20 protein-coding genes and 1 pseudogene are annotated in these 18,461 nt (G+C 41.1%); 2 read left to right on the top strand and 19 right to left on the bottom strand.

Features of this window, described 5'->3' with window-relative positions; translation table 11 throughout:
* Positions 1-103: 103 nt before the first annotated feature.
* Positions 104-412, bottom strand: a complete 309-nt coding sequence (locus MWM02_RS02495) for an ABC transporter substrate-binding protein (RefSeq protein ID WP_244402882.1) — start codon at positions 410-412, stop codon at positions 104-106.
* 515 nt (positions 413-927) lie between these two features.
* Between MWM02_RS02495 and MWM02_RS02490 the strand changes: the two genes are divergently transcribed.
* Entirely contained in the window at positions 928-1,494 is a 567-nt protein-coding gene (locus tag MWM02_RS02490; protein ID WP_244402881.1) for an FAD-dependent oxidoreductase, read from the top strand.
* 1,033 nt (positions 1,495-2,527) lie between these two features.
* Here the strand turns inward: MWM02_RS02490 and MWM02_RS02485 are convergent.
* The 18 genes and pseudogenes from MWM02_RS02485 to hpaB all read right to left on the bottom strand — a co-directional run bounded on the left by MWM02_RS02485 (position 2,528) and on the right by hpaB (position 17,344).
* Positions 2,528-3,256 carry an ABC transporter ATP-binding protein gene (locus tag MWM02_RS02485; RefSeq protein ID WP_064552084.1) on the bottom strand — a complete coding sequence of 243 codons (729 nt, stop codon included), beginning with the start codon at positions 3,254-3,256 and terminating at the stop codon, positions 2,528-2,530.
* On the bottom strand, positions 3,257-4,033 hold the full coding sequence (locus MWM02_RS02480) for an ABC transporter ATP-binding protein (RefSeq protein WP_244402880.1): 777 nt from the start codon (positions 4,031-4,033) through the stop codon (positions 3,257-3,259).
* The gene (locus MWM02_RS02475; RefSeq protein ID WP_244402879.1) at positions 4,030-5,094 is read right to left on the bottom strand and encodes a branched-chain amino acid ABC transporter permease; all 1,065 of its coding nucleotides are present in this window, start codon (positions 5,092-5,094) and stop codon (positions 4,030-4,032) included. Before MWM02_RS02475 ends, MWM02_RS02480 begins: the two co-directional genes overlap by 4 nt.
* Before the next feature lie 12 nt (positions 5,095-5,106).
* The gene (locus MWM02_RS02470) at positions 5,107-5,988 is read right to left on the bottom strand and encodes a branched-chain amino acid ABC transporter permease (RefSeq protein WP_244402878.1); all 882 of its coding nucleotides are present in this window, start codon (positions 5,986-5,988) and stop codon (positions 5,107-5,109) included.
* 79 nt (positions 5,989-6,067) lie between these two features.
* Positions 6,068-7,237 carry an ABC transporter substrate-binding protein gene (locus MWM02_RS02465; protein ID WP_064552088.1) on the bottom strand — a complete coding sequence of 390 codons (1,170 nt, stop codon included), beginning with the start codon at positions 7,235-7,237 and terminating at the stop codon, positions 6,068-6,070.
* A gap of 219 nt (positions 7,238-7,456) precedes the next feature.
* Positions 7,457-8,101 (bottom strand): GntR family transcriptional regulator, encoded by a 645-nt coding sequence (locus MWM02_RS02460; RefSeq protein WP_064552089.1) that lies wholly within the window; start codon positions 8,099-8,101, stop codon positions 7,457-7,459.
* Positions 8,102-8,153: 52 nt separating this feature from the next.
* Positions 8,154-9,668, bottom strand: coding sequence for a 5-carboxymethyl-2-hydroxymuconate semialdehyde dehydrogenase (hpaE, locus tag MWM02_RS02455; protein ID WP_244402877.1), 1,515 nt, complete (start codon positions 9,666-9,668; stop codon positions 8,154-8,156).
* 22 nt (positions 9,669-9,690) lie between these two features.
* Positions 9,691-10,077: a 5-carboxymethyl-2-hydroxymuconate Delta-isomerase gene (locus MWM02_RS02450; RefSeq protein WP_064552091.1), complete on the bottom strand. Its 387-nt coding sequence runs from the start codon at positions 10,075-10,077 to the stop codon at positions 9,691-9,693.
* A 16-nt stretch (positions 10,078-10,093) separates the two neighbouring features.
* A complete protein-coding gene (locus MWM02_RS02445) occupies positions 10,094-10,831 on the bottom strand; it encodes a fumarylacetoacetate hydrolase family protein (RefSeq protein WP_244402876.1) in 738 nt (245 codons plus the stop codon).
* Positions 10,806-11,621 carry a fumarylacetoacetate hydrolase family protein gene (locus MWM02_RS02440; protein WP_244402875.1) on the bottom strand — a complete coding sequence of 272 codons (816 nt, stop codon included), beginning with the start codon at positions 11,619-11,621 and terminating at the stop codon, positions 10,806-10,808. Before MWM02_RS02440 ends, MWM02_RS02445 begins: the two co-directional genes overlap by 26 nt.
* Before the next feature lie 24 nt (positions 11,622-11,645).
* Positions 11,646-12,563 (bottom strand): 2,4-dihydroxyhept-2-ene-1,7-dioic acid aldolase, encoded by a 918-nt coding sequence (hpaI, locus tag MWM02_RS02435; RefSeq protein WP_064552093.1) that lies wholly within the window; start codon positions 12,561-12,563, stop codon positions 11,646-11,648.
* A 124-nt stretch (positions 12,564-12,687) separates the two neighbouring features.
* Entirely contained in the window at positions 12,688-13,563 is an 876-nt protein-coding gene (locus MWM02_RS02430) for an FAD synthetase family protein (RefSeq protein WP_244402874.1), read from the bottom strand.
* 15 nt (positions 13,564-13,578) lie between these two features.
* Complete coding sequence (locus MWM02_RS02425; protein WP_064552095.1) at positions 13,579-14,043, bottom strand: flavin reductase family protein; 465 nt, start codon at positions 14,041-14,043, stop codon at positions 13,579-13,581.
* 5 nt (positions 14,044-14,048) lie between these two features.
* Entirely contained in the window at positions 14,049-14,204 is a 156-nt protein-coding gene (locus tag MWM02_RS02420; RefSeq protein WP_244402873.1) for a hypothetical protein, read from the bottom strand.
* 2 nt (positions 14,205-14,206) lie between these two features.
* Positions 14,207-14,404 carry an aldehyde dehydrogenase family protein gene (locus MWM02_RS19585; RefSeq protein ID WP_481861765.1) on the bottom strand — a complete coding sequence of 66 codons (198 nt, stop codon included), beginning with the start codon at positions 14,402-14,404 and terminating at the stop codon, positions 14,207-14,209.
* 74 nt (positions 14,405-14,478) lie between these two features.
* Complete coding sequence (locus tag MWM02_RS19580; protein WP_481861764.1) at positions 14,479-14,814, bottom strand: aldehyde dehydrogenase family protein; 336 nt, start codon at positions 14,812-14,814, stop codon at positions 14,479-14,481.
* 39 nt (positions 14,815-14,853) lie between these two features.
* Positions 14,854-15,835: pseudogene (gene hpaD / locus MWM02_RS02415) on the bottom strand (3,4-dihydroxyphenylacetate 2,3-dioxygenase).
* 33 nt (positions 15,836-15,868) lie between these two features.
* Positions 15,869-17,344: a 4-hydroxyphenylacetate 3-monooxygenase, oxygenase component gene (gene hpaB, locus MWM02_RS02410; RefSeq protein WP_244402872.1), complete on the bottom strand. Its 1,476-nt coding sequence runs from the start codon at positions 17,342-17,344 to the stop codon at positions 15,869-15,871.
* Between the two features lie 207 nt (positions 17,345-17,551).
* Between hpaB and MWM02_RS02405 the strand changes: the two genes are divergently transcribed.
* Positions 17,552-18,451 carry a LysR family transcriptional regulator gene (locus MWM02_RS02405; RefSeq protein WP_064552099.1) on the top strand — a complete coding sequence of 300 codons (900 nt, stop codon included), beginning with the start codon at positions 17,552-17,554 and terminating at the stop codon, positions 18,449-18,451.
* Positions 18,452-18,461: the final 10 nt, after the last annotated feature.

Raw genomic sequence — 18,461 nt, 5'->3', positions numbered from 1 at the left:
ACTTCATCGACATTTCTACAGAAATGAGCCGACGCCGGAAAGATACCAATAGTTCGGATTTATGATTGTTTTTGTCAGCGTTTGCCTTTTTCGCCAGTTCGTTTTAATCGTTTGTTTTGGCGACGATTTTCCTGCCACTACTGCATCGCGATCCATCACAAAATAAATAATCCGGATTTTTCCCTGCAAGATATTCAAATGAAATGCTTTGACCATGTGGCGATACGCCGATATTCGCATCAACCGGTTTAATGACAAGCACGTCATGAATGATCCCAAAGCGGGACCCTAGGCCATATGCGCTTGCTTTGCCGCCGGTCGTGAACACCATTAGCGCTTTGCCGTTCATTTTTTCCGTTTTCGCTTTGACTGCTTCGATTTGTACATTAATTCTCGCTAATTCCTTATCCAAAGCTTTTACTTAACGTTTTCATATTATTCGTGAGAAAGAGTCCATATAGTTATAAATCGTATTTTTCCGCTATACACCTTAAATGATTTTAACAATTATTATCAATTACATTGTATTGGAGCAATTTTTTTCTATATCAACATTTTCATGAAAAAGATTCTTATTATCGCACAAAAAAACCGGGACTGGACAACAAAGAAGCGCAGTCCCTCGACTACCTGTATATCATCCATTCGTTTATTTATGTTGAACAATTTTCATTCCGCATTGACAAAGAATAGAATGCTTCAACCGGCGAATCGGTTGATGGCATTGTTCGCAAATTACTTGTTTTCGCATGTTTTCGCTCTCCTTTAACTGTTTTCATCACTTATTATACATATTATTTTTAAATAATCAATATAAAATAATAATTATTTTAAATTAATAAATATATTATCAACATTGATTTGGATGGAAACGCTGAAAATGTTATAATAAATGTTGGAATATTCTAACGAAAGGGGCATGAACCGATGTACGATATCGCCATTATTGGAGCTGGGCCCGCGGGGGCAAGCGCGGCCATTTTTACCGCAAAAGCAGGGAAGAAAACGGTATTAATTGACAACGACAAAAGCATGACTAAACGCGCTTGGATCGAAAACCACTATGGGGTCGCAGAAATCACAGGGCCGGATTTAATTGAAACCGGGAAAAAACAAGCGGCAAAATTCGGAGCTGAGCTTGTTGCCGCCCAAGCCACCAACATCGAAAAAACAGAAAACGGCTTCCGCATTCAAACAGACAACGGCACGTTTGAGGCAAAACACGTTATTTTGGCAACAGGAGTAGCGGTTGATCTTGCCGAAAAAATCGGCGTAAAAACAAAACAAGGGACGGAGCCGCGCATTAAAACGATCATCGATGCGGATGCAAACGGACGCACCAATATCGAAGGAATTTGGGCGGCTGGAACAGTAGCCGGCGTCAGCGTACATACCATTATTACCGCTGGCGACGGAGCGAAAGTAGCCATTAATGTCATTAGCGAACTAAATGGAGAACGTTACGTCGATCATGACATATTACAAACAAAATAACAAGAGGGCGACTCAAAAGGTTGCTCAACCACAAACGGAATACCATATATAGACTTCTCTTATTATTCGATGCGTATAAAGGGTGTCCCAACACTTTTGGGGCTCCCTTTTTCAATTATATTCCTTGGCAATGCTTTGTGATTTTCTGAAAAGAGCAATAACGGATCGTCTCATTTCTTCATATTCCCTTTTACTCGATATCTTAAGCGGACGACAGGCGCTCCCCATTAAAAGAGTGGGCGTGGAAAATCAATATCGAAAATCCCATCCGGACGGTATTTTCCCTTTCGAAGCTGAATGACGACACCATCATCACCGTCACCTCAAATCATCTATATAAAGTGGTCCATGCATGAGATCGTTTCTACATTTTGGATTTGAAAAGGATTTTCCTTTAGGTCTTTTCATGGAAATGCCACAGAACATAACCTGTTTATGGGGCGATACCCGCCCAAGCGAACCCTTGCAAATCGTGGAAGGATACACCCGGGACCAGATGGGCAGGAAACAAATTCACTCGGACGGACCGACAATGAGGACGGAATTTTGGTTTACAGTCATATCCATGACGTAATAAGTCGGACAAAGAAGAGCAGAATCCAGAAGTATTAGAGCGGGCACATAAACAATTCCAACGTGCCAAGCTGGAGTGACAAATTCAACGGCAATGACATAGACAACAATGAAAACAACCTAACACCGCCAGGCATACCCCATCACTAAAGATCGCCAAAACTTGCCGACAAGGACGATGCGGCAAAAAACAACAGGACAAGTGATTTTTTCGGCGGTTTATGTACATCTAAGTAGCAGTGTTCAAATTAGCGAACGATGAAATACGAAGACAATTTTGGCCGACCATCAACGTACGAACAGCAGCAAGCGTTGAGAAATTAGGACTTGTAGAGGACGTTTATCTATCACCACCAACAGCGATGGCAATAAAGGAAACGTGCCATCGCTATTGGTAGTGAAAAAGCGTTGGACAATGCTGAAATACGAAATGTAAAAAATCATCCCATTATTTTTTGTATCATGAGGTTTTTCTTTGGATTCCTAGATAAGCATTTTTTACCCGTTCATCGCGCAACAGCTCATCCGCTTTGCCTTGAATAACGATTTCGCCGCGATCGAGCACACAAGCATAGTCTGCAATTTGCAATGCCGCTCGTACGTTTTGTTCTATTAATAAAATAGTCATGCCAAACTGATCTCGTAATTGTTCGAGCAGTTTCATAATCTCTTTCACAACCAGGGGAGCAAGGCCTAAAGAAGGTTCATCCAACATCATTAACGTCGGTTTTGCCATCAATCCTCGCCCGATTGCCAGCATCTGTTGTTCTCCGCCACTCAGCAATCCCCCAGGTCTATCTAGCATCGTTTTTAATTTTGGAAAAACGTCCAACACATTTTCATAATCCCTCATCACTTGCCGAAAGTCGTGCCGATATCGATGATACGCCCCTAACAGCAAGTTATCTTTTACAGACAAATCATCGAAAATTTGCCGACGCTCCGGAACAAGGCAAATCCCCTTTTTTACGATTTGTTCTACTTTACCATAAGGAAGCACCTCGTTTTCAAAAATAATTTCTCCCTCTTTCGGTAGATATATGCCGGCAATAGTGCCTAGCAACGTGCTCTTTCCCGCACCGTTTGCCCCCACAATCGCCATAATTTCCCCTTTACCGATTTGCAAATGAATTCCTTTTAGCACATGCAAATGTCCATGATAAACATGAAGATTATTTAACGTCAGCATCTATATCATCTCCTCTTCCCCTAAATACGCTTTAATGACATCCGGGTGCCGGGCAATTTCTTCAGGTCTTCCTTCTGCGATTTTTTTCCCGTAGTCTAATACAACGATTCGGTCCGCAATTGACATTACCGTTTCCATATCATGTTCGACAAATAAAAATGTCATGCCATTGCTTCTCATCTCCAATAAAACTTCCACTAACTTTTTTGATTCTTGCGGATTTAACCCAGCCATCGGCTCATCTAATAAAATAAGGGAAGGATTGGAAGCAGCGGCTCTTGCAAGCTCCACTAACCGCTGCATTCCGTACGGTAATACGTCGGCTTTTTCAAAAGCAAGATATTCAATCCCGACTTGTTGCAAACATGCAAACGCCTGTTCCAACGCTTGTTTCTCCTCTTTTGACACCAGTGGCAAACGAAAACCCGCGCTGAATATCCCAGTTTTTAACCTCGTGTGCAGACCAACCATAACATTCTCAATTACGGTCATATTCCCAAATACTTGAAGATTTTGAAACGTTCTCGTCATGCCTAGCTGTGCAAGCTGAAAAGGCTTTTTGCCAGCGGTGGAAACCCCTTTGAAAACAATAGAACCGCTCGTTGGCCGGAGAATGCCTGTAATAACGTTGAACAACGTCGTCTTACCTGCCCCATTCGGTCCAATGACCGCAATAATTTCTCGATCATGAACGTGAAACGAGACGTCCTGTATGGCATGAACGCCTCCAAACGATTTGGATAATTGGTGGACTTGTAAAAGCACATTTTCCTTCATAGACGTTCTCCCCCTATAGAGCTGGCATTCTCATTTTCCGAAACAAGCATTGATTCGTTTTTTCGATGCCAGGCAGGCAACAACCGTTTCACTATTTTCGGTACGGAACGTGACAATCCGTTTGGCATATAAATAAGCATAATGACAAGCAAAATTCCAAAAAACACAATCTCAAATTCCCCGCCGGCATTCGGAATAAATAGTGGAACGATCTCTTTTAACAACTCTCCTAGACATACGTATACTGCCGCGCCGATCAAACCACCCCAGACACTTCCCGCCCCACCGATTACGACCATAATTAAAAAATAAATAGACGTAATCATTTCAAATAATTGCGGGTTGATAAATGTAACATAATGCGCATACAAACTGCCTGCAACAGCTGCATAAATGGCGCTGATCATAAACATTTGCAGCTTATATTTTGTAATGTTTACTCCTAACGAATTGGCTGCAATTTCACTTCCATGAATCGATAACAGCGCTCTGCCTATTCTAGATTGAACAATATTACGCGCAAAAAGAATGCCGATCAATGCGAAAACCCATACAAGATAATAAAACTGAAAATCCGTTTGAATGGTAATCCCAAATAGACTGATAGGCGGAATTCCAAAAAATCCGTTTAATCCACCAGTAATTTCCTTCCATTCCTTAAAAAAAGTGAATACAATGACGCCAAAACCTAAAGTGGCCAATGCTAAGTAATGTTCTCTTAACCGAAATGCAGGAATGCCAATAACAAATGCTACCATTGCCGCGAGGATCGCTCCAACAATCATGGCAAGCCACGGAGAAAGCCCAAAATGAGTAGTGAAATACGCAGACGTATAAGCTCCGATTCCATAAAATGCTGCTTGTCCTAGCGATATTTGCCCTGCGTATCCCATCAGCAATGTCAATCCTGTGCTCACAATCGTATAAAATCCAATCATAATAAGCGTGCTTAACAAATAGTTATTCGTTGAAAAAACAAGTGGTAAGCCAAGCAAAATTACAGCAACCAGAAGGGATCCTTTTGTGCTTCCATTATATATTTTCTTTAAATCCAAACCCATACTGCTTCCCCCTTATACTCGTTTCCCAGACGCCTTTGCAAAAATCCCATTTGGCATAAAAAACAAAACAAGCAGAAGTAATCCGAAACTAATCGCATCTTTATATCCTGAAGAAAAATATCCTTCCGTAAACGCTTCTAAAATCCCTATTATAAAAGCTCCAGCAATGGCAGCGGGAGCATTTGTCAGCCCTCCAATTACCGCAGCGATAAACGCTTTTAGGCCGATCATCACTCCCATGTCATACGAAGCACCGGAAATAGGGGCAATAATGATTCCTGCTAATGCCCCAAGACCTGCGCTAATAACAATGGCTCCAAATGACATTTTCAGCGGTTGAATTCCCATTAGACGAGCAGCAAAAGGATTCACAACGCAAGCTGTCACCGCTTTTCCCATATAGGTTTTATTAAAGAAGAAATATAAAACTGCTAAACTGACTAAAGAAATTCCAATCGCCCATATATTTTGCGTTTGAATGACAGCCCCAAAAATCTGTAAAGAGTCATTGCCAGTAAACGGCCGTAACGCATAAGGCTGCGTTCCCCACACAAAAATCGCAATTCCCCGAAAAACAAATGCTGCCCCAATCGTAATAATAATTAATGTAGCTGTAGATGAATACCTCGCTGGATGAATAGCAGATCTTTCAAATAATCCACCGATGATCATCACTAGAACAACACTAAGCAATATGGCGATAACAAAAGGAAAACCACTGTTTACAAAGGAAATACAAATAAGCGCCCCCAGCATCGCAAAATCACCTTGAGACAAATTTAAAATCCCAGTAATGCTATAAGTAATCACAAATCCTAGTGCGACTAATGCGTAAATGCTACCAACCGTCAACCCTGAAAAAAACAGTTGCACAAACTGGTTCCATATGTCCATCTTCCGTACACTTCCTTTCAAATTAATTTTTTATTGTAAAAGAAAGGGAATTAGCTATCTAATTCCCTTATACGCGGTTTTACTCCGCAAGCACAAATTTGCCATCTTTGATTTGCACCATTACTAAGCTATCTACTGTTAATCCGGTATGGTCGTTTTTATCCATATTAAAAATTCCCGATATTCCAACAAAGTTTTTCGTGTTTTCCAATTTTTCTTTTATTTTTTCTTTATCTGTTCCTGCTTCTTTGATCGCATTTATTAACAAATGGAACGCATCCCATGCATGTCCGCCAAATGTAGTTGGTTCATAGTTATACGCTTTTTCAAAATCTTTCTTATACTTCAGTAACGTTTCTTTTTGCGGGTCACTATCCGGCAATTGTTCTGCTACTAAAATACGTCCAACTGGAAAAATGACTCCTTCCGCAGCTTCTCCCGCTAAATCAATAAACCCCTTTGTACCGATTCCTTGACTTTCAATAACTGGCACATTAATACCTAACTGATGAATATTTTTTGTAACAACCGCTGATTCTTGAGCGGTCCCCCACACGATAATTGCTTGCGGATTTGCTTTTTTTACCTTCGTCAGCATCGCTTTTGCATCGTCAACGGTTGCTTCAAATTCTTCCTCAATAATTGCTTTTATCCCGTAATCAGGGGCAAAACGCTTAAATTCCTCATGCCCGCTTGTCCCGTAAGCGTTCGCAACATTAAGCCATGCCACTTTTTGCAGTCCTTTTTCTTTTAAATAGCTTAACAGTTTAGAAATCACAATATCGTCACCTTGGGCCGTTTTAAATGTCCAATTTCTTGGAGAATGATCATCAGGTTGGACTATTTGTTTACTGGCTGCTAAGGAGATGTACGGAATGCCTGATTTTTCGATTTGAGGAATCATTGCAAGTGCATTGCCACTAGTCGTGCCACCAATAATCGCCATGACTTTTTCTTGTTCAATAAGTTTTTTCGTGGATAATACCGCTTCATTTTGGTCTGATTTATCATCATAGGCAATTAATTCTATTTTTTTGCCATTAACCCCGCCATTTTCGTTCAGTTCCTTGACGAGCATCTTCACTGTCCCCATTTCCGGTTTTCCTAATGGTGCAGCTTCCCCAGAGGCAGAAAAGATTCCACCGATTTTAATAACTTCGGATTCAGAACCGTTCGAAGGCTCCTTGCCACACGAAGCAAGAATGAATACGCATAAAATAGATATCATAGCGGACAAACACTTTCTCATCCTTTATCCAATCCCCCTTGAACATTCTGATAATGGCACCGCTTTCATTTTTTGCAGCCTACGCACAGCTGTGTGAAGAGTTAAAAATGGAGTGGCAGTAAAATAAAAAGCGGCATTTATAGTATATGAAATAATATATGATGAAATATAGTCACAATCACTTATTTATCATCCCATTCAACTAAAGCAGTACTGCTTTAGTTGAATGGAGAAGTAAGATTAGCGATTTTTGAACGCTTCCGCCGTATTTAATTTGTGCTGACGAACAAAGTCCTCAATTTCGTTTCGTGGCGCTTGTTCCTTTAACAGACGGATAATTTCCTCATGTTCTTTAATGGATTCCTTCGCCCGCTGCGGTACAAATGTAAACCCATACGCGCGGATTCGCTTCATTCGCTGCCAAATTTGCTTAATTTGCTCTTCTAAATACGCATTGCCGCAATGTTTGTAAATGAGCGCATGAAATTCATAATTGAGTTCACTAAATCGCTCAAAGTCAAATTCCTGCAGCGCCTGCTCCATCTTTTTATTTAATTCTGCTAATTGTTGAATCATCCCCTCCTTCATATTACCGGAGCTTAGCGCTGTCGCATATCCTTCAAGCACCGCTAGGACAGACAACGTTTCTAAATATTCTTTCTCGTTAATGTTGCTGACGATCGCACCAGTATAAGGCTTGTATTGAATCCACCCTTCCGCTTCCAATTGACGGATTGCCTCTCTGACCGGAATGCTACTCAAGCTCAACTCTCGGGCAATTTGATCGATGACGATCCGATATCCCGGTCCATACACGCCGTTTTCGATGCGAGAAAGAATATATTCGTAGGCGATTTGTGTTTTGTTTTTTGTTTTTGGCTCCATATTACCATCATATACTATATGCTATATGCTCACAAGCACATATCTTTCTATTTTATCCATGTTGAGCGGAAGCAGCAGAATGTTGCTTCGCTTTTCCGAATTTTGGTATAGGATGATCTCCGATAGAAACGTGGATCACTTGCACTTCTGTATAAAAATCGAAGCTGTAATGCCCGCCTTCTCGGCCGATACCACTGTATTTCGTGCCTCCAAACGGAATGCGCAAATCCCTGACGTTTTGCGAGTTGACCCACGCCATTCCGCTTTCGATCGATTGGGCGACGCGATGGCCTCGTTTTATATCATTCGTCCATACATATGCCGCTAGTCCGTATTTTACGTCATTTGCCATCCGAATCACTTCTTCTTCCGTTTCGAATGACATCACTGCCATAACTGGACCAAAAATTTCTTCCTGCGCCACTTTCATGCTGTTATGACAATTCAATAACAGCGTAGGCGCCACAAAGTTTCCTTTTTTCAGCTCCTCCGGAACGTTGGCTGAATAGACTTCCGCTCCTTCTTGTTTCGCGATTTCGATATAATTCATTACCGTTTCCCAATGTTTTCGGTGAATGAGCGGTCCTACTTCCGTCGACGGGTCCATCGGGTCTCCGATGGAAATGTTTTTCACTCGTTCCTTTAGCTTTTCGACAAACAAATCGTAAATCGATTTTTCTAAAAACAAGCGGGAATTAGCAGTACATCTTTCGCCATTGAAGGAGAAAATGCCCCATACTACCGCATCCAGCGCCTTTTCTAAGTCCGCGTCCGCAAAGACGATAATCGGAGATTTTCCGCCTAATTCCATCGACGTCTTTTTCAACGTATCAGCACTGTTTTTGATAATTTCCGATCCCGTTGTTGTTTCACCCGTAAAGGAAATGAGGCGCACATCCGGATGTGCGACAAGGGAAGCACCTGCAGTTTCTCCAAAACCGTGCACAACGTTAAATACCCCTTTTGGCAGTCCCGCTTCATGAATAATTTCTGCCAGTTTATTTGCCGTCAGCGGCGACCATTCCGCTGGCTTCAACACGACGGTATTCCCAGTAGCCAGTGCAGGCGCAACTTTCCATGTTTCTAGCATAAATGGCGCATTCCACGGCGTAATTAATCCTGCTACACCGATTGGTTTGTAAATGGTGTAATTGAGAAATTGCCCGTCCACGTGATACGCTTCCCCAACCATGCGGCTTTTCACCATTTCCGCATAAAATCGGAAATTTTCAGCAGCGCGAGCCGCCTGCTTTTTCGTTTGGCTGATTGGAAGCCCCGTATCAAGCGATTCCAAATACGAAATTTCCTCTGCATATTTTTCAATTAAATCGGCAATTCGCAAAATATACGTCATTCGCTCCTGGACAGACATCGTCCGCCACGGACCATTGTTAAACGCTTCTTTCGCTGCACGGACAGCCGCGTCAATATCCACTTTCAATCCTTCCGCCACTTCATTAATGACTTCGTTCGTAAACGGGTTTATATTTTCAAAATAGTTACCTGAAGCGCCTTCAACAAAGTCTCCATTGATATAGTGAAGCACGTTGCCAATTTTGCCTGCCATTCTTTTCCCTCCTAACGAGCGATTACTTTTGGTAACGGCGATGAATATTATTATGTTTATATGTTCCAGATTCACTAAATTCATATAATTCTAGAGATATCGCCAAATATCGTTTTTCGCAAAGCGCGGAGAAATGATCTTTCATGACGTTAAAAATTTCCTTACAAACCGCTTTTTTATCCGCTTCCGAACGTCCTGCTCCGATTTTTAATGTGCCATGCACAAACGCATCGTCCTCTGTACCGTCAGCAACGTAATATTCTTTCAATTCAATCGCTCTGGAACGAATACCACCGATCGGGAACAAATCACTTCGCGAGATAAGCACTTGATGAACTTTGCACAATAGTTCATGAATATTCGCTTCTTTTGCAATATTATCAGTGTATTCCAAAATAAAGTGAGGCATAAAAACGTCCCCTTTGTCATACGATTTTGTTCATTAATCGACCGATTTTTTCGATTTCGGTGACAACTTCATCGCCCACATTGACATTGACTGCCCCTTTTGGCGTTCCAGTGAGTATCATATCGCCGGCATTCAATGTCATAAAACTGCTTAAATATTCAATTAGTGCTGGAATACTAAAAATCATATTCTTTGTATTTCCTTCTTGTACTAATTTTCCGTTCACATACGTGCGCAATGTGAGGTTCATCGGGTCATCAATATCTGTCTTATCGACCAACCATGGGCCAATCGGCGTGCAGTTATCGCGATTCTTCACACGGAAATTCGGGCGATAATAATTTTCCAAATAATCGCGAATCGCGTAATCGTTTGCAATCGTATAGCCTTGAACATACTCATACGCTTCTTCCGCTTTAACCTTTCGCGCCATTTTTCCGATTACGACAACAAGTTCACATTCATAATGCATAAACGTCGCATCGGAAGGTCTCGGCGTTTCGCCGCGATGTCCAATTAATGTATTTTTTCCTTTGAAAAAGATAAGCGGCTCTTTCGGAGCTGAAAACGATAATTCTTGCGCATGATCGGCATAATTTAGCCCTAACGCGAAAATCGTCCGCGGCTCAACAGGAGGAAGCCATGTCACTTCCTCTTCTTTCACGGCGCGTCCATTATTCAATTTCAGGAGCCCGCTTTCCTCTACTACCGCCTCGTAAACAGCACCGTTAAACGCTATGCGCGCGCGTTTCATGAGATCCAATCTCCTTTATCCAATCTCTTTCATGTACAATCGTATTTTCTAAACTTCCGATTTTCTCAATTTCAATGCGCACATAATCCCCAGATTTCACAAGCGGCGCGCGTTCTGGAACACCAACAAGCAGGACATCCCCCGGATATAATGTCATAAACTCAGTAATATCTGCCAATAATGATGCCACGGGGCGGATTAAATGTTTCGTGTTATTATGCTGGACTAAGCGGTCATTGACAAACACTCGTATATCGAGCGAATCTGGATTATCCACATCCTTTTTATCGACCACCCATGGTCCCACCGGAGTAAATCCATCCCTTGAACGCTCCTTGACAGAAGGACGATAAATCGTTTCGTGCGGAATGGTGACATCATTTACGATCGTATATCCATTGATATAATCGAATGCTCGTTCTTTTTCTACTTTCGTCGCGGTTTGCCCAATGACCACGCCAAGCGCCGCCCCAACCTGCAGCTCAGACACGCCATCTGGCAACGGAATACATCCTCCGTGCACATTTACCGTATTGCCTGGTTTCATATACAAAATTGGAGCACTAGGAGGTTGACAGTACGGTGGCTTCGTCATTTGCTTCCGAAACCGCTCCCATTCCCCTTTGTAGTTTAAAAGTACGCCATAAATGGCGCCCGACACTGGTGCTTCCCATTGCAGTTGATTCGCACCGTACTCCGTTCCATCAATGACCACTGTATTTCTCTCTGGATCTACTTCCGATTCCATCGTATAGGAAATTCCGGCAATTTTAAAAAATGCTTTAGCCACTTGTTTCCACCACGCTCCCGGCAATCATGATGTTACTTCCGCTAATAGATTGTATTTCACGAGCGTCTGCCGGATTTTCTCCTGAACCTCTTCGCTTGGCAAATCAAGCGGCAGCCGCAGCTTCGGCGTAATTTTTCCCATCATTCCCAACGCTGCCTTTACCGGTCCTGGATTTGTTTCTATGAATAAAATATCGTTTAACTCCATCAGCTCAAAATGAAGATCTTGCGCCCGTTTCACATCTCCTTCAAACCACGCGTTGTGCATTTCCGCTACTTTTTCCGGCGCCACGTTCGCTGTAGCGCTAATCGATCCCGCGCCTCCAATCGCCAGCATCGGATAGCATAGCAACTCAATACCGGAGAATAAGAGAAAATCTCTGCCGCAATAAAGAAGAACGCGATTGACGTGTTCAAAATCTTTATTGGACTCTTTCGCTCCGATAATATTCGGGCAATCTTCTACGAGCCGCGCCATTGTTTGCACTTCTAAATTCACTGCTGTTCTTCCCGGAATGTTATAAATAATAATCGGAATATCTACCGAATCAGCGACAGCTTTGAAATGCTTATAAAGTGCCTGCTGGGACGGCCTATTGTAGTAAGGTACAATCACCATAGCGGCGTCCGCGCCAATTTCTTGAGCAAACTTTGTCAATTCAAGCGTTTCCGCATGATTCGTGGAACCAGTCGCCGGAATAAATGGAACTCTTCCATTTACTGCTTTTTTCGCTGTTTCCATTACTCTCTTACGCTCTTCAATCGTTAAGGAGCTAGGTTCTCCCGATGTTCCTGTGACGGAAATTCCATGGCTTCCGCTTTCAATTTGCCAGTCAATCAATTTTTTCATCGTTTCAAAATCGATATTTCCTTCGCTGTCAAACGGTGTAATGACAGGAGCGATCGATCCCCTTAATTTCTGTTTAATCTCTTCGTAAGCCATAAAATATAACCTCCTAAAAATTTGCTGCCACTTCTTAATTTTCTAAAATTTAATTAAATTATATATAAAATCATATATAATTTCAACGAGTAAATCATATATGAAATTTCATCAACTAGTTTTTCTATATAACAGATTTGAACTTTTTACTATTGGCAGATGCTTCCTCATCAGATAGACGTCTAACAAAAGCGAGCTTCATAGATTGTTGAGCGTTTATTTTGCTCAAGCCAATAACCATTCCATCCAACATATTTGTTTGTAACGTTTTGTCAGAAATATAGCAGACTCCTCTATAATAATTTCCATCTATTTCTATTCGGACAATATACTTTCCTATTTTTGGAATCATATAATCATATTCCAACCGTGCACGAAAAGTCATCTTTTTATCCTCTTCTTCCAAATCGACGATCATGCATAAAACGCTATAATAATCTCCAAGATAATACGGAACATCATGAACCATGCCGGACAATAATAACTGCCGAATCATCGAAGAACTAATTTTTTTGCTTTTATACTTCACTTCTGGAACGGTTGTAACTTCAAATATTCCCTTCCCATCCTGTTCGAGCTGTTCCATTGTTCCTTCTCCCTTATATCCGTACGTAAAATCAAATCCTGCCACCGCATGACGACAACAGAGAGAGATCAGAAATCGATCAACAAATTCCCGATGAGAAAGTTTCGAAAAATTCTCATCAAATTTCACAATATAAAGCTTTTCCACTCCTAATTCCGCAAAAATCTCTTGTTTTACTGATAGAGGAGAAAGATACGAGCTCACTTTTTTGGATGCCGGAATCACTTGGCTTGGATGTGGAAAAAAGGTCATCACCGCCAGTGTTAATTGTTTCTTTTTTGCAAGTCGTTTTGCCGTCTCAATAATCTTTCGATGCCCTACATGTACTCCGTCAAAAAAGCCGAGCGCTATTACACATGGTTCAGGTTTACAAGCAGACAAGTCTGTATTTTGATCTATATAAATAACTTTCACTGACTCATCCCCCATTTAAAGGCTGGCGATATGGCGGTATTTTCCTTCAAAAAATAACAGCGGGTCCCCTTCTTTCATGTAAATGTCTGTTACTTTTCCAATATATAACGTATGGTCTCCTGCAATATATAAGGTATCGACATCACACAAAATATTGGCCAAGGAATCTGGTAATATCGGATGACCATCAATCCAAGCAAATTCCACATTCCGCTCTTCTTTTAATTGTCCAGCAAATAACATAGAGAGGTCTTGTTGTTGATCAGATAAAATATTGACAGCAAATTTCCCGGTTTGTTGAATGACTGAATTCATTTTAGCTTTTTCGCCAACAGAAATAAGAACCAACTTCGGATTTAATGACACTGACATGAATGCATTTGCTGTCATCCCACGCACTTGACCGTTTAAAGAGGATGTAATGACAGTAACGCCAGTTGCAAATTTCCCCATCGCATTTCTAAATGTACGATCGTCCACATTCTTCACTCCTTTTTTATCATAATCACTGCCAATTTCCATTCCGCCATTTCTTGGATAACATATTTAACTCTTCCTATCCCGTTTTCTTTTACTCGACCATATGGAATATGACCGACACGAATGTTGGAATATTTGCGGTCTTCCTTGAACGTAACCATTTTTACCCTTTCATCCTGCACATTTGGACACCAATAAGGCTGCCACTTGCTACAACATTTAATGCACCATCAGGCAAGATAGACTCTTGCAATAGTTTGGCAATAAAGAAAACAGATAGCAATGTTTGCGAAGCCGCCTTTAAGACAATCGTATTTCCAAAAGCAAAAACAGGTCCGGTTTTGTAAGCGACTAAATTCACCAGAGAATTAAGGAATAATCGCTTCAATCACATCAATTGGTTCTCGAATAGTATCACCAATTCAGCTTTCTTCACTAGATGCTGCATCTAACACAACGTTTTGCCGTGAATCCTCTTTGCCTCCTCTGATGAAAATTTATATGTTTGGATCGTACGATTGATTTCTTCCAATGCTGCGCGAACAGGTTTAGCAGGCTCTTGCGCAATGGATGTGTGCAGCCTCCCCTTTTCGTTGTTCTAACAAAGGAGGCCACATTTTCTAAGATTTTTCCCCGTTCATGTTTCGGCATTTTCGTCATTGTTTCACGAGCATGGTAAGCAGCCGCAATTGCTTGGTCGACATCGCTTGAAGTAGCGACAGGAATTGCAGAAATGTTTTTTTCATTATATGGAGATAGAAGTGGTGGAATGTATTTTCCGGCTTCTCCCCATTTGCCACCAATAAATTTTTAAATAATGAATGTAGGTTTCATTTTTGTCAAAGTTGGTTCTGTTACTTCTACCACTTTATCGTTATGAATATTTAACACTATAGATGCCTCTTCAAACCAGCTGTCTGGAGCTTGATGTCCCCAGAACGTTTGGCGGCGCGGATCGTTAATATCCCAGCGAATTGGTTGAAAATCAGGGTCACTTGTTAAATAGTCTCCCGTATATAATTCAATTCGATGGCCATCTGGGTCCCTCAAATAAAGGAAAAAGGCATTGGACAACCCATGGCGGCCCGGCCCCCGTTCGATGCTCGAGGCATACCCCATCGAAGCAAGCACATCGCAAGCGTGAATTAGGCTGAGCTGATCGGAAAGCCAAAAGCCAATATGGTGGACGCGGCCCTTTTCCATTCATAAACGCGACATCATGAACGTTCGGTTTCCGATGCAGCCACGCTGCCCATAACTGTCTATCTTCTGTTTCTGTATATTCTGAACAAGCAAATCCTAATTCTTTTACATAAAAATCGTACGCTGTTTGCACATCTGTCACCATGCAGTTAAAATGATCAATCCGCTGTACTCTTGCACCGCGATACAAATCATATCGCTGCAACAGCCGTTCAATCGTATCCATTTTCACAAAAAATTCCAAGGGAAGACCAGATACATCTTGAACGCGGAAAGATCTTCCAATTGCATGTTGTTGACCTTCTTCTATCCATTTCGGATTCATCTGTTTTTGTTGGAAAAAGTCATACAAAGCCTCTAAATCTTCTTCGGAATACACTTTATAGCTAATGACTTCTACACTAGGCTGTTCTGCTTTTTTCAACAATAAACTATGATGATGGTATTCCTCCAATCCCCTTAAATATAGATGGTTGCTGTCTGCTTCAGTCACAACAAAGCCCAGAGCGCGTTCATAGAAATCTCGAGAAGCGTTTAAATCGGTCACTCTTAACACCGCTCTCGCACAACGGATAATATTAAACTTCATACGATTCATCCCCCTACTTTCTTTTATTAATGATTAATGAGTATTGGCAGAAACATGAGCAAGCTTCGGTGTTCCTAAAAATTCGTAAATCAAATTTTTATAATAATCTTTTTCATAGTTATCAAAATAAGTCATTCCCATGCGGATTGGATCACCAAAAAAGTAGTATTCATAATGCGTTTGTCGGCTTCCGAAGGCGCTCATTGTCATATCCCATGCCAGTCGGAATAGTTGCACACGTTCATATCCATCGATATGCGCACCTTGCATCGCTCTACGTACAATCGCTCCGATTTCTTCATTATTGAAGTCAGCTTCTGTCGGAATCGCCATTAATCCAGAGGCGCCAAGAATGCGCACAATTTCCGCTAGACGCGGATAAATTCTCGGATACCAGTTTCTCGCTGCGTCAAGTGCTGCAAAATCTGGAGTCATCGTTCCCCATTTGTCCAATTTGGCATTATGTTCCGCCCGATACAAATGGCTGCGCATCGTTTCGAGCACTAACATAATTTCTGTTCCTTTGTCTTTGACATGTTGGAATTGCTCAATACCAATTGCATCCATAATACAAAGAACAACACCGAGGATAAATTCTGTTTTCACAATATTTTTGGCAACCACTTGATGAGACATATGAACAACCGCGTTCGTTTCACGGAATGTCCGATTGCAAATGGAAGAATTGCCACAAATAAACACGCGTTCCCACGGAACAAAAACGTTTTCAAATGAAACGATGGCATCTCCTTCTTCAAAACGCGAACCTAACGGATGGTCCCAATGGCTTTTGCCGTAGTCAAACGCTTCACGACAAATGAATTTTACACCTGGAGTATTATTTGGAATGGCAAACGCTAGTGAATAAGGGTCTTCACCCGATCCCGCTTTTTTGACAGTGGACGGGAATACTAAAATTTCGTCAGTAATCCCACCTTGCGTCGCCAATAGGCGAATACCATCAACAATAATGCCATCTTTTCTTTTTTCCACTAAATGCAAAGGGACATTCGCATCTTTTTGTTCATGTTGTGCTTTTGAACGGTTCATTTGTGGATGAATGAGCGTGTGTGTAAGGCTAATATCGTTTTCGCGTGCATATTCATAATAATTTCTCGCGTTTTCAGCAAACATCGGGTCATCTTCAGCGAACAAGTCATTGGCTACTCCCATCGCCATCACTTCCGCATTCAAGTAATCTGGCGAACGCCCCATCATTCCCGCGGAAGTGCGCGCCCATTCTTGCGTTGCTTCCCGTCTGGCAATCAATTCTTCCTTCGTTGTAGGCTGAATATATGTCATACCAACTTTGTTTCCCGTTGTAGGTGACATATATAACATTTTTTCCTGCTTTTCGTATTGAAGATCATAAAGACGTGCCATCGATTGAATGACATTTTTAAACGCTGGATGCTCGGTAACATCCTCCACTTTTTCTCCATGAATATAGACATTGCTTTTCGCATTTTTTAAACGTTCGATATACTCTTTACCTGTTTTTGCTGGCATTCGTTATCCCCTCCTACATCTTTATCCGTTTTAATGTATAATTACGATAGTAAGCGCTTTCCTACACCCAAGAACTCACCTCCTTTTGTTGAATTGTTATTTTCTGAATTTTTATAATTAATATATAACATATGATTTCATATATGAAAAATATAAAAAACATTGGTTAATTATATAAAAAATATATACAAAAGAGGGGGAACAAGCATGATTGACATAAAACAATTAAAATATTTTGCGACAATTGTGGAAGAAGGGCAAATTACAAAAGCGGCTAAAAAGCTGCATATGGCACAGCCACCATTAAGCCAACAACTAAGACAGCTGGAGGAAACTCTAGGAATCACTTTGATGGAAAGAAATAGAAAGAAATTAGAATTAACAGAACCAGGGAAAATTTTATATAAAAAAGCAAAACAGCTGCTTCAGCAATTAGAAGATGCTATTTTAGAAGTCCGTGAAATTGAAGAAGGAACAAGTGGTGTGTTATCCATCGGTTGCGTTAAATCATGCTTTTACTATTTATCAGAAATCATTGAACCTTTTCATCAATCATTTCCAAATGTGAAGTTTCATTTACGTGAAGGAGATAGTTTTTCTATCTGCGAATTACTGAGGCAGAGAGAAATTGATATTGGAATCGTCCGCCTTCCTATCGATTCGTATCATTACGAAATGATTCATTTACCAAACGATCCTTATATTGCGGTTTTTCCAAGGCAATGGAACATTTCCAAGTCGCATGTGTATATGAAAGAATTTGCTGATATTCCCCTTCTTCTTCTTCATCGTATTCAAGGAAAGGGACAATACGAACTTGTCATTAATGAATGCCGACGCCACGGCTTCGAACCAAAAATCATTTGTGAGTGCCCTGATGCAACGATTTTGCTCTCCCTTGTTTCCAAAGGGATCGGAGCTACCATTGTTCCGAAATCGACCGTTTCTTTTTTCTATCTTCCAGACATTTGTGTACTTGACATTATCGATTCTTCCATTTGTGCAGAAGCAGCGGCAATTATTGAAAAAAATCGTTATATTCCAAAAAGTACTCATCATTTTTTGGCCATCCTTAAAGAAAAATTTGGTGATAAAATAAAAAACTAATATTTTATGC

This window comes from Parageobacillus sp. KH3-4, assembly GCF_022846435.1.
In the GTDB taxonomy this organism is placed as follows: Bacteria; Bacillota; Bacilli; order Bacillales; family Anoxybacillaceae; genus Parageobacillus; species Parageobacillus thermoglucosidasius_A.
Note: the sequence above shows the minus strand (reverse complement) of the source record. Positions and strands in the feature narration are given on the sequence as shown.

Bases quoted from the DNA above. Each gene is read 5' to 3' on its own strand.
- MWM02_RS02490 (WP_244402881.1), top strand. From the start codon at position 928: ATGTACGATATCGCCATTATTGGAGCTGGGCCCGCGGGGGCAAGCGCG.
- MWM02_RS02485 (WP_064552084.1), bottom strand. From the start codon at position 3,256: ATGCTGACGTTAAATAATCTTCATGTTTATCATGGACATTTGCATGTG.
- MWM02_RS02480 (WP_244402880.1), bottom strand. From the start codon at position 4,033: ATGAAGGAAAATGTGCTTTTACAAGTCCACCAATTATCCAAATCGTTT.
- MWM02_RS02475 (WP_244402879.1), bottom strand. From the start codon at position 5,094: ATGGGTTTGGATTTAAAGAAAATATATAATGGAAGCACAAAAGGATCC.
- MWM02_RS02470 (WP_244402878.1), bottom strand. From the start codon at position 5,988: ATGGACATATGGAACCAGTTTGTGCAACTGTTTTTTTCAGGGTTGACG.
- MWM02_RS02465 (WP_064552088.1), bottom strand. From the start codon at position 7,237: ATGAGAAAGTGTTTGTCCGCTATGATATCTATTTTATGCGTATTCATT.
- MWM02_RS02460 (WP_064552089.1), bottom strand. From the start codon at position 8,101: ATGGAGCCAAAAACAAAAAACAAAACACAAATCGCCTACGAATATATT.
- hpaE (WP_244402877.1), bottom strand. From the start codon at position 9,668: ATGGCAGGCAAAATTGGCAACGTGCTTCACTATATCAATGGAGACTTT.
- MWM02_RS02450 (WP_064552091.1), bottom strand. From the start codon at position 10,077: ATGCCTCACTTTATTTTGGAATACACTGATAATATTGCAAAAGAAGCG.
- MWM02_RS02445 (WP_244402876.1), bottom strand. From the start codon at position 10,831: ATGAAACGCGCGCGCATAGCGTTTAACGGTGCTGTTTACGAGGCGGTA.
- hpaI (WP_064552093.1), bottom strand. From the start codon at position 12,563: ATGGCTTACGAAGAGATTAAACAGAAATTAAGGGGATCGATCGCTCCT.
- MWM02_RS02420 (WP_244402873.1), bottom strand. From the start codon at position 14,204: ATGGTTACGTTCAAGGAAGACCGCAAATATTCCAACATTCGTGTCGGT.
- hpaB (WP_244402872.1), bottom strand. From the start codon at position 17,344: ATGCCAGCAAAAACAGGTAAAGAGTATATCGAACGTTTAAAAAATGCG.
- MWM02_RS02405 (WP_064552099.1), top strand. From the start codon at position 17,552: ATGATTGACATAAAACAATTAAAATATTTTGCGACAATTGTGGAAGAA.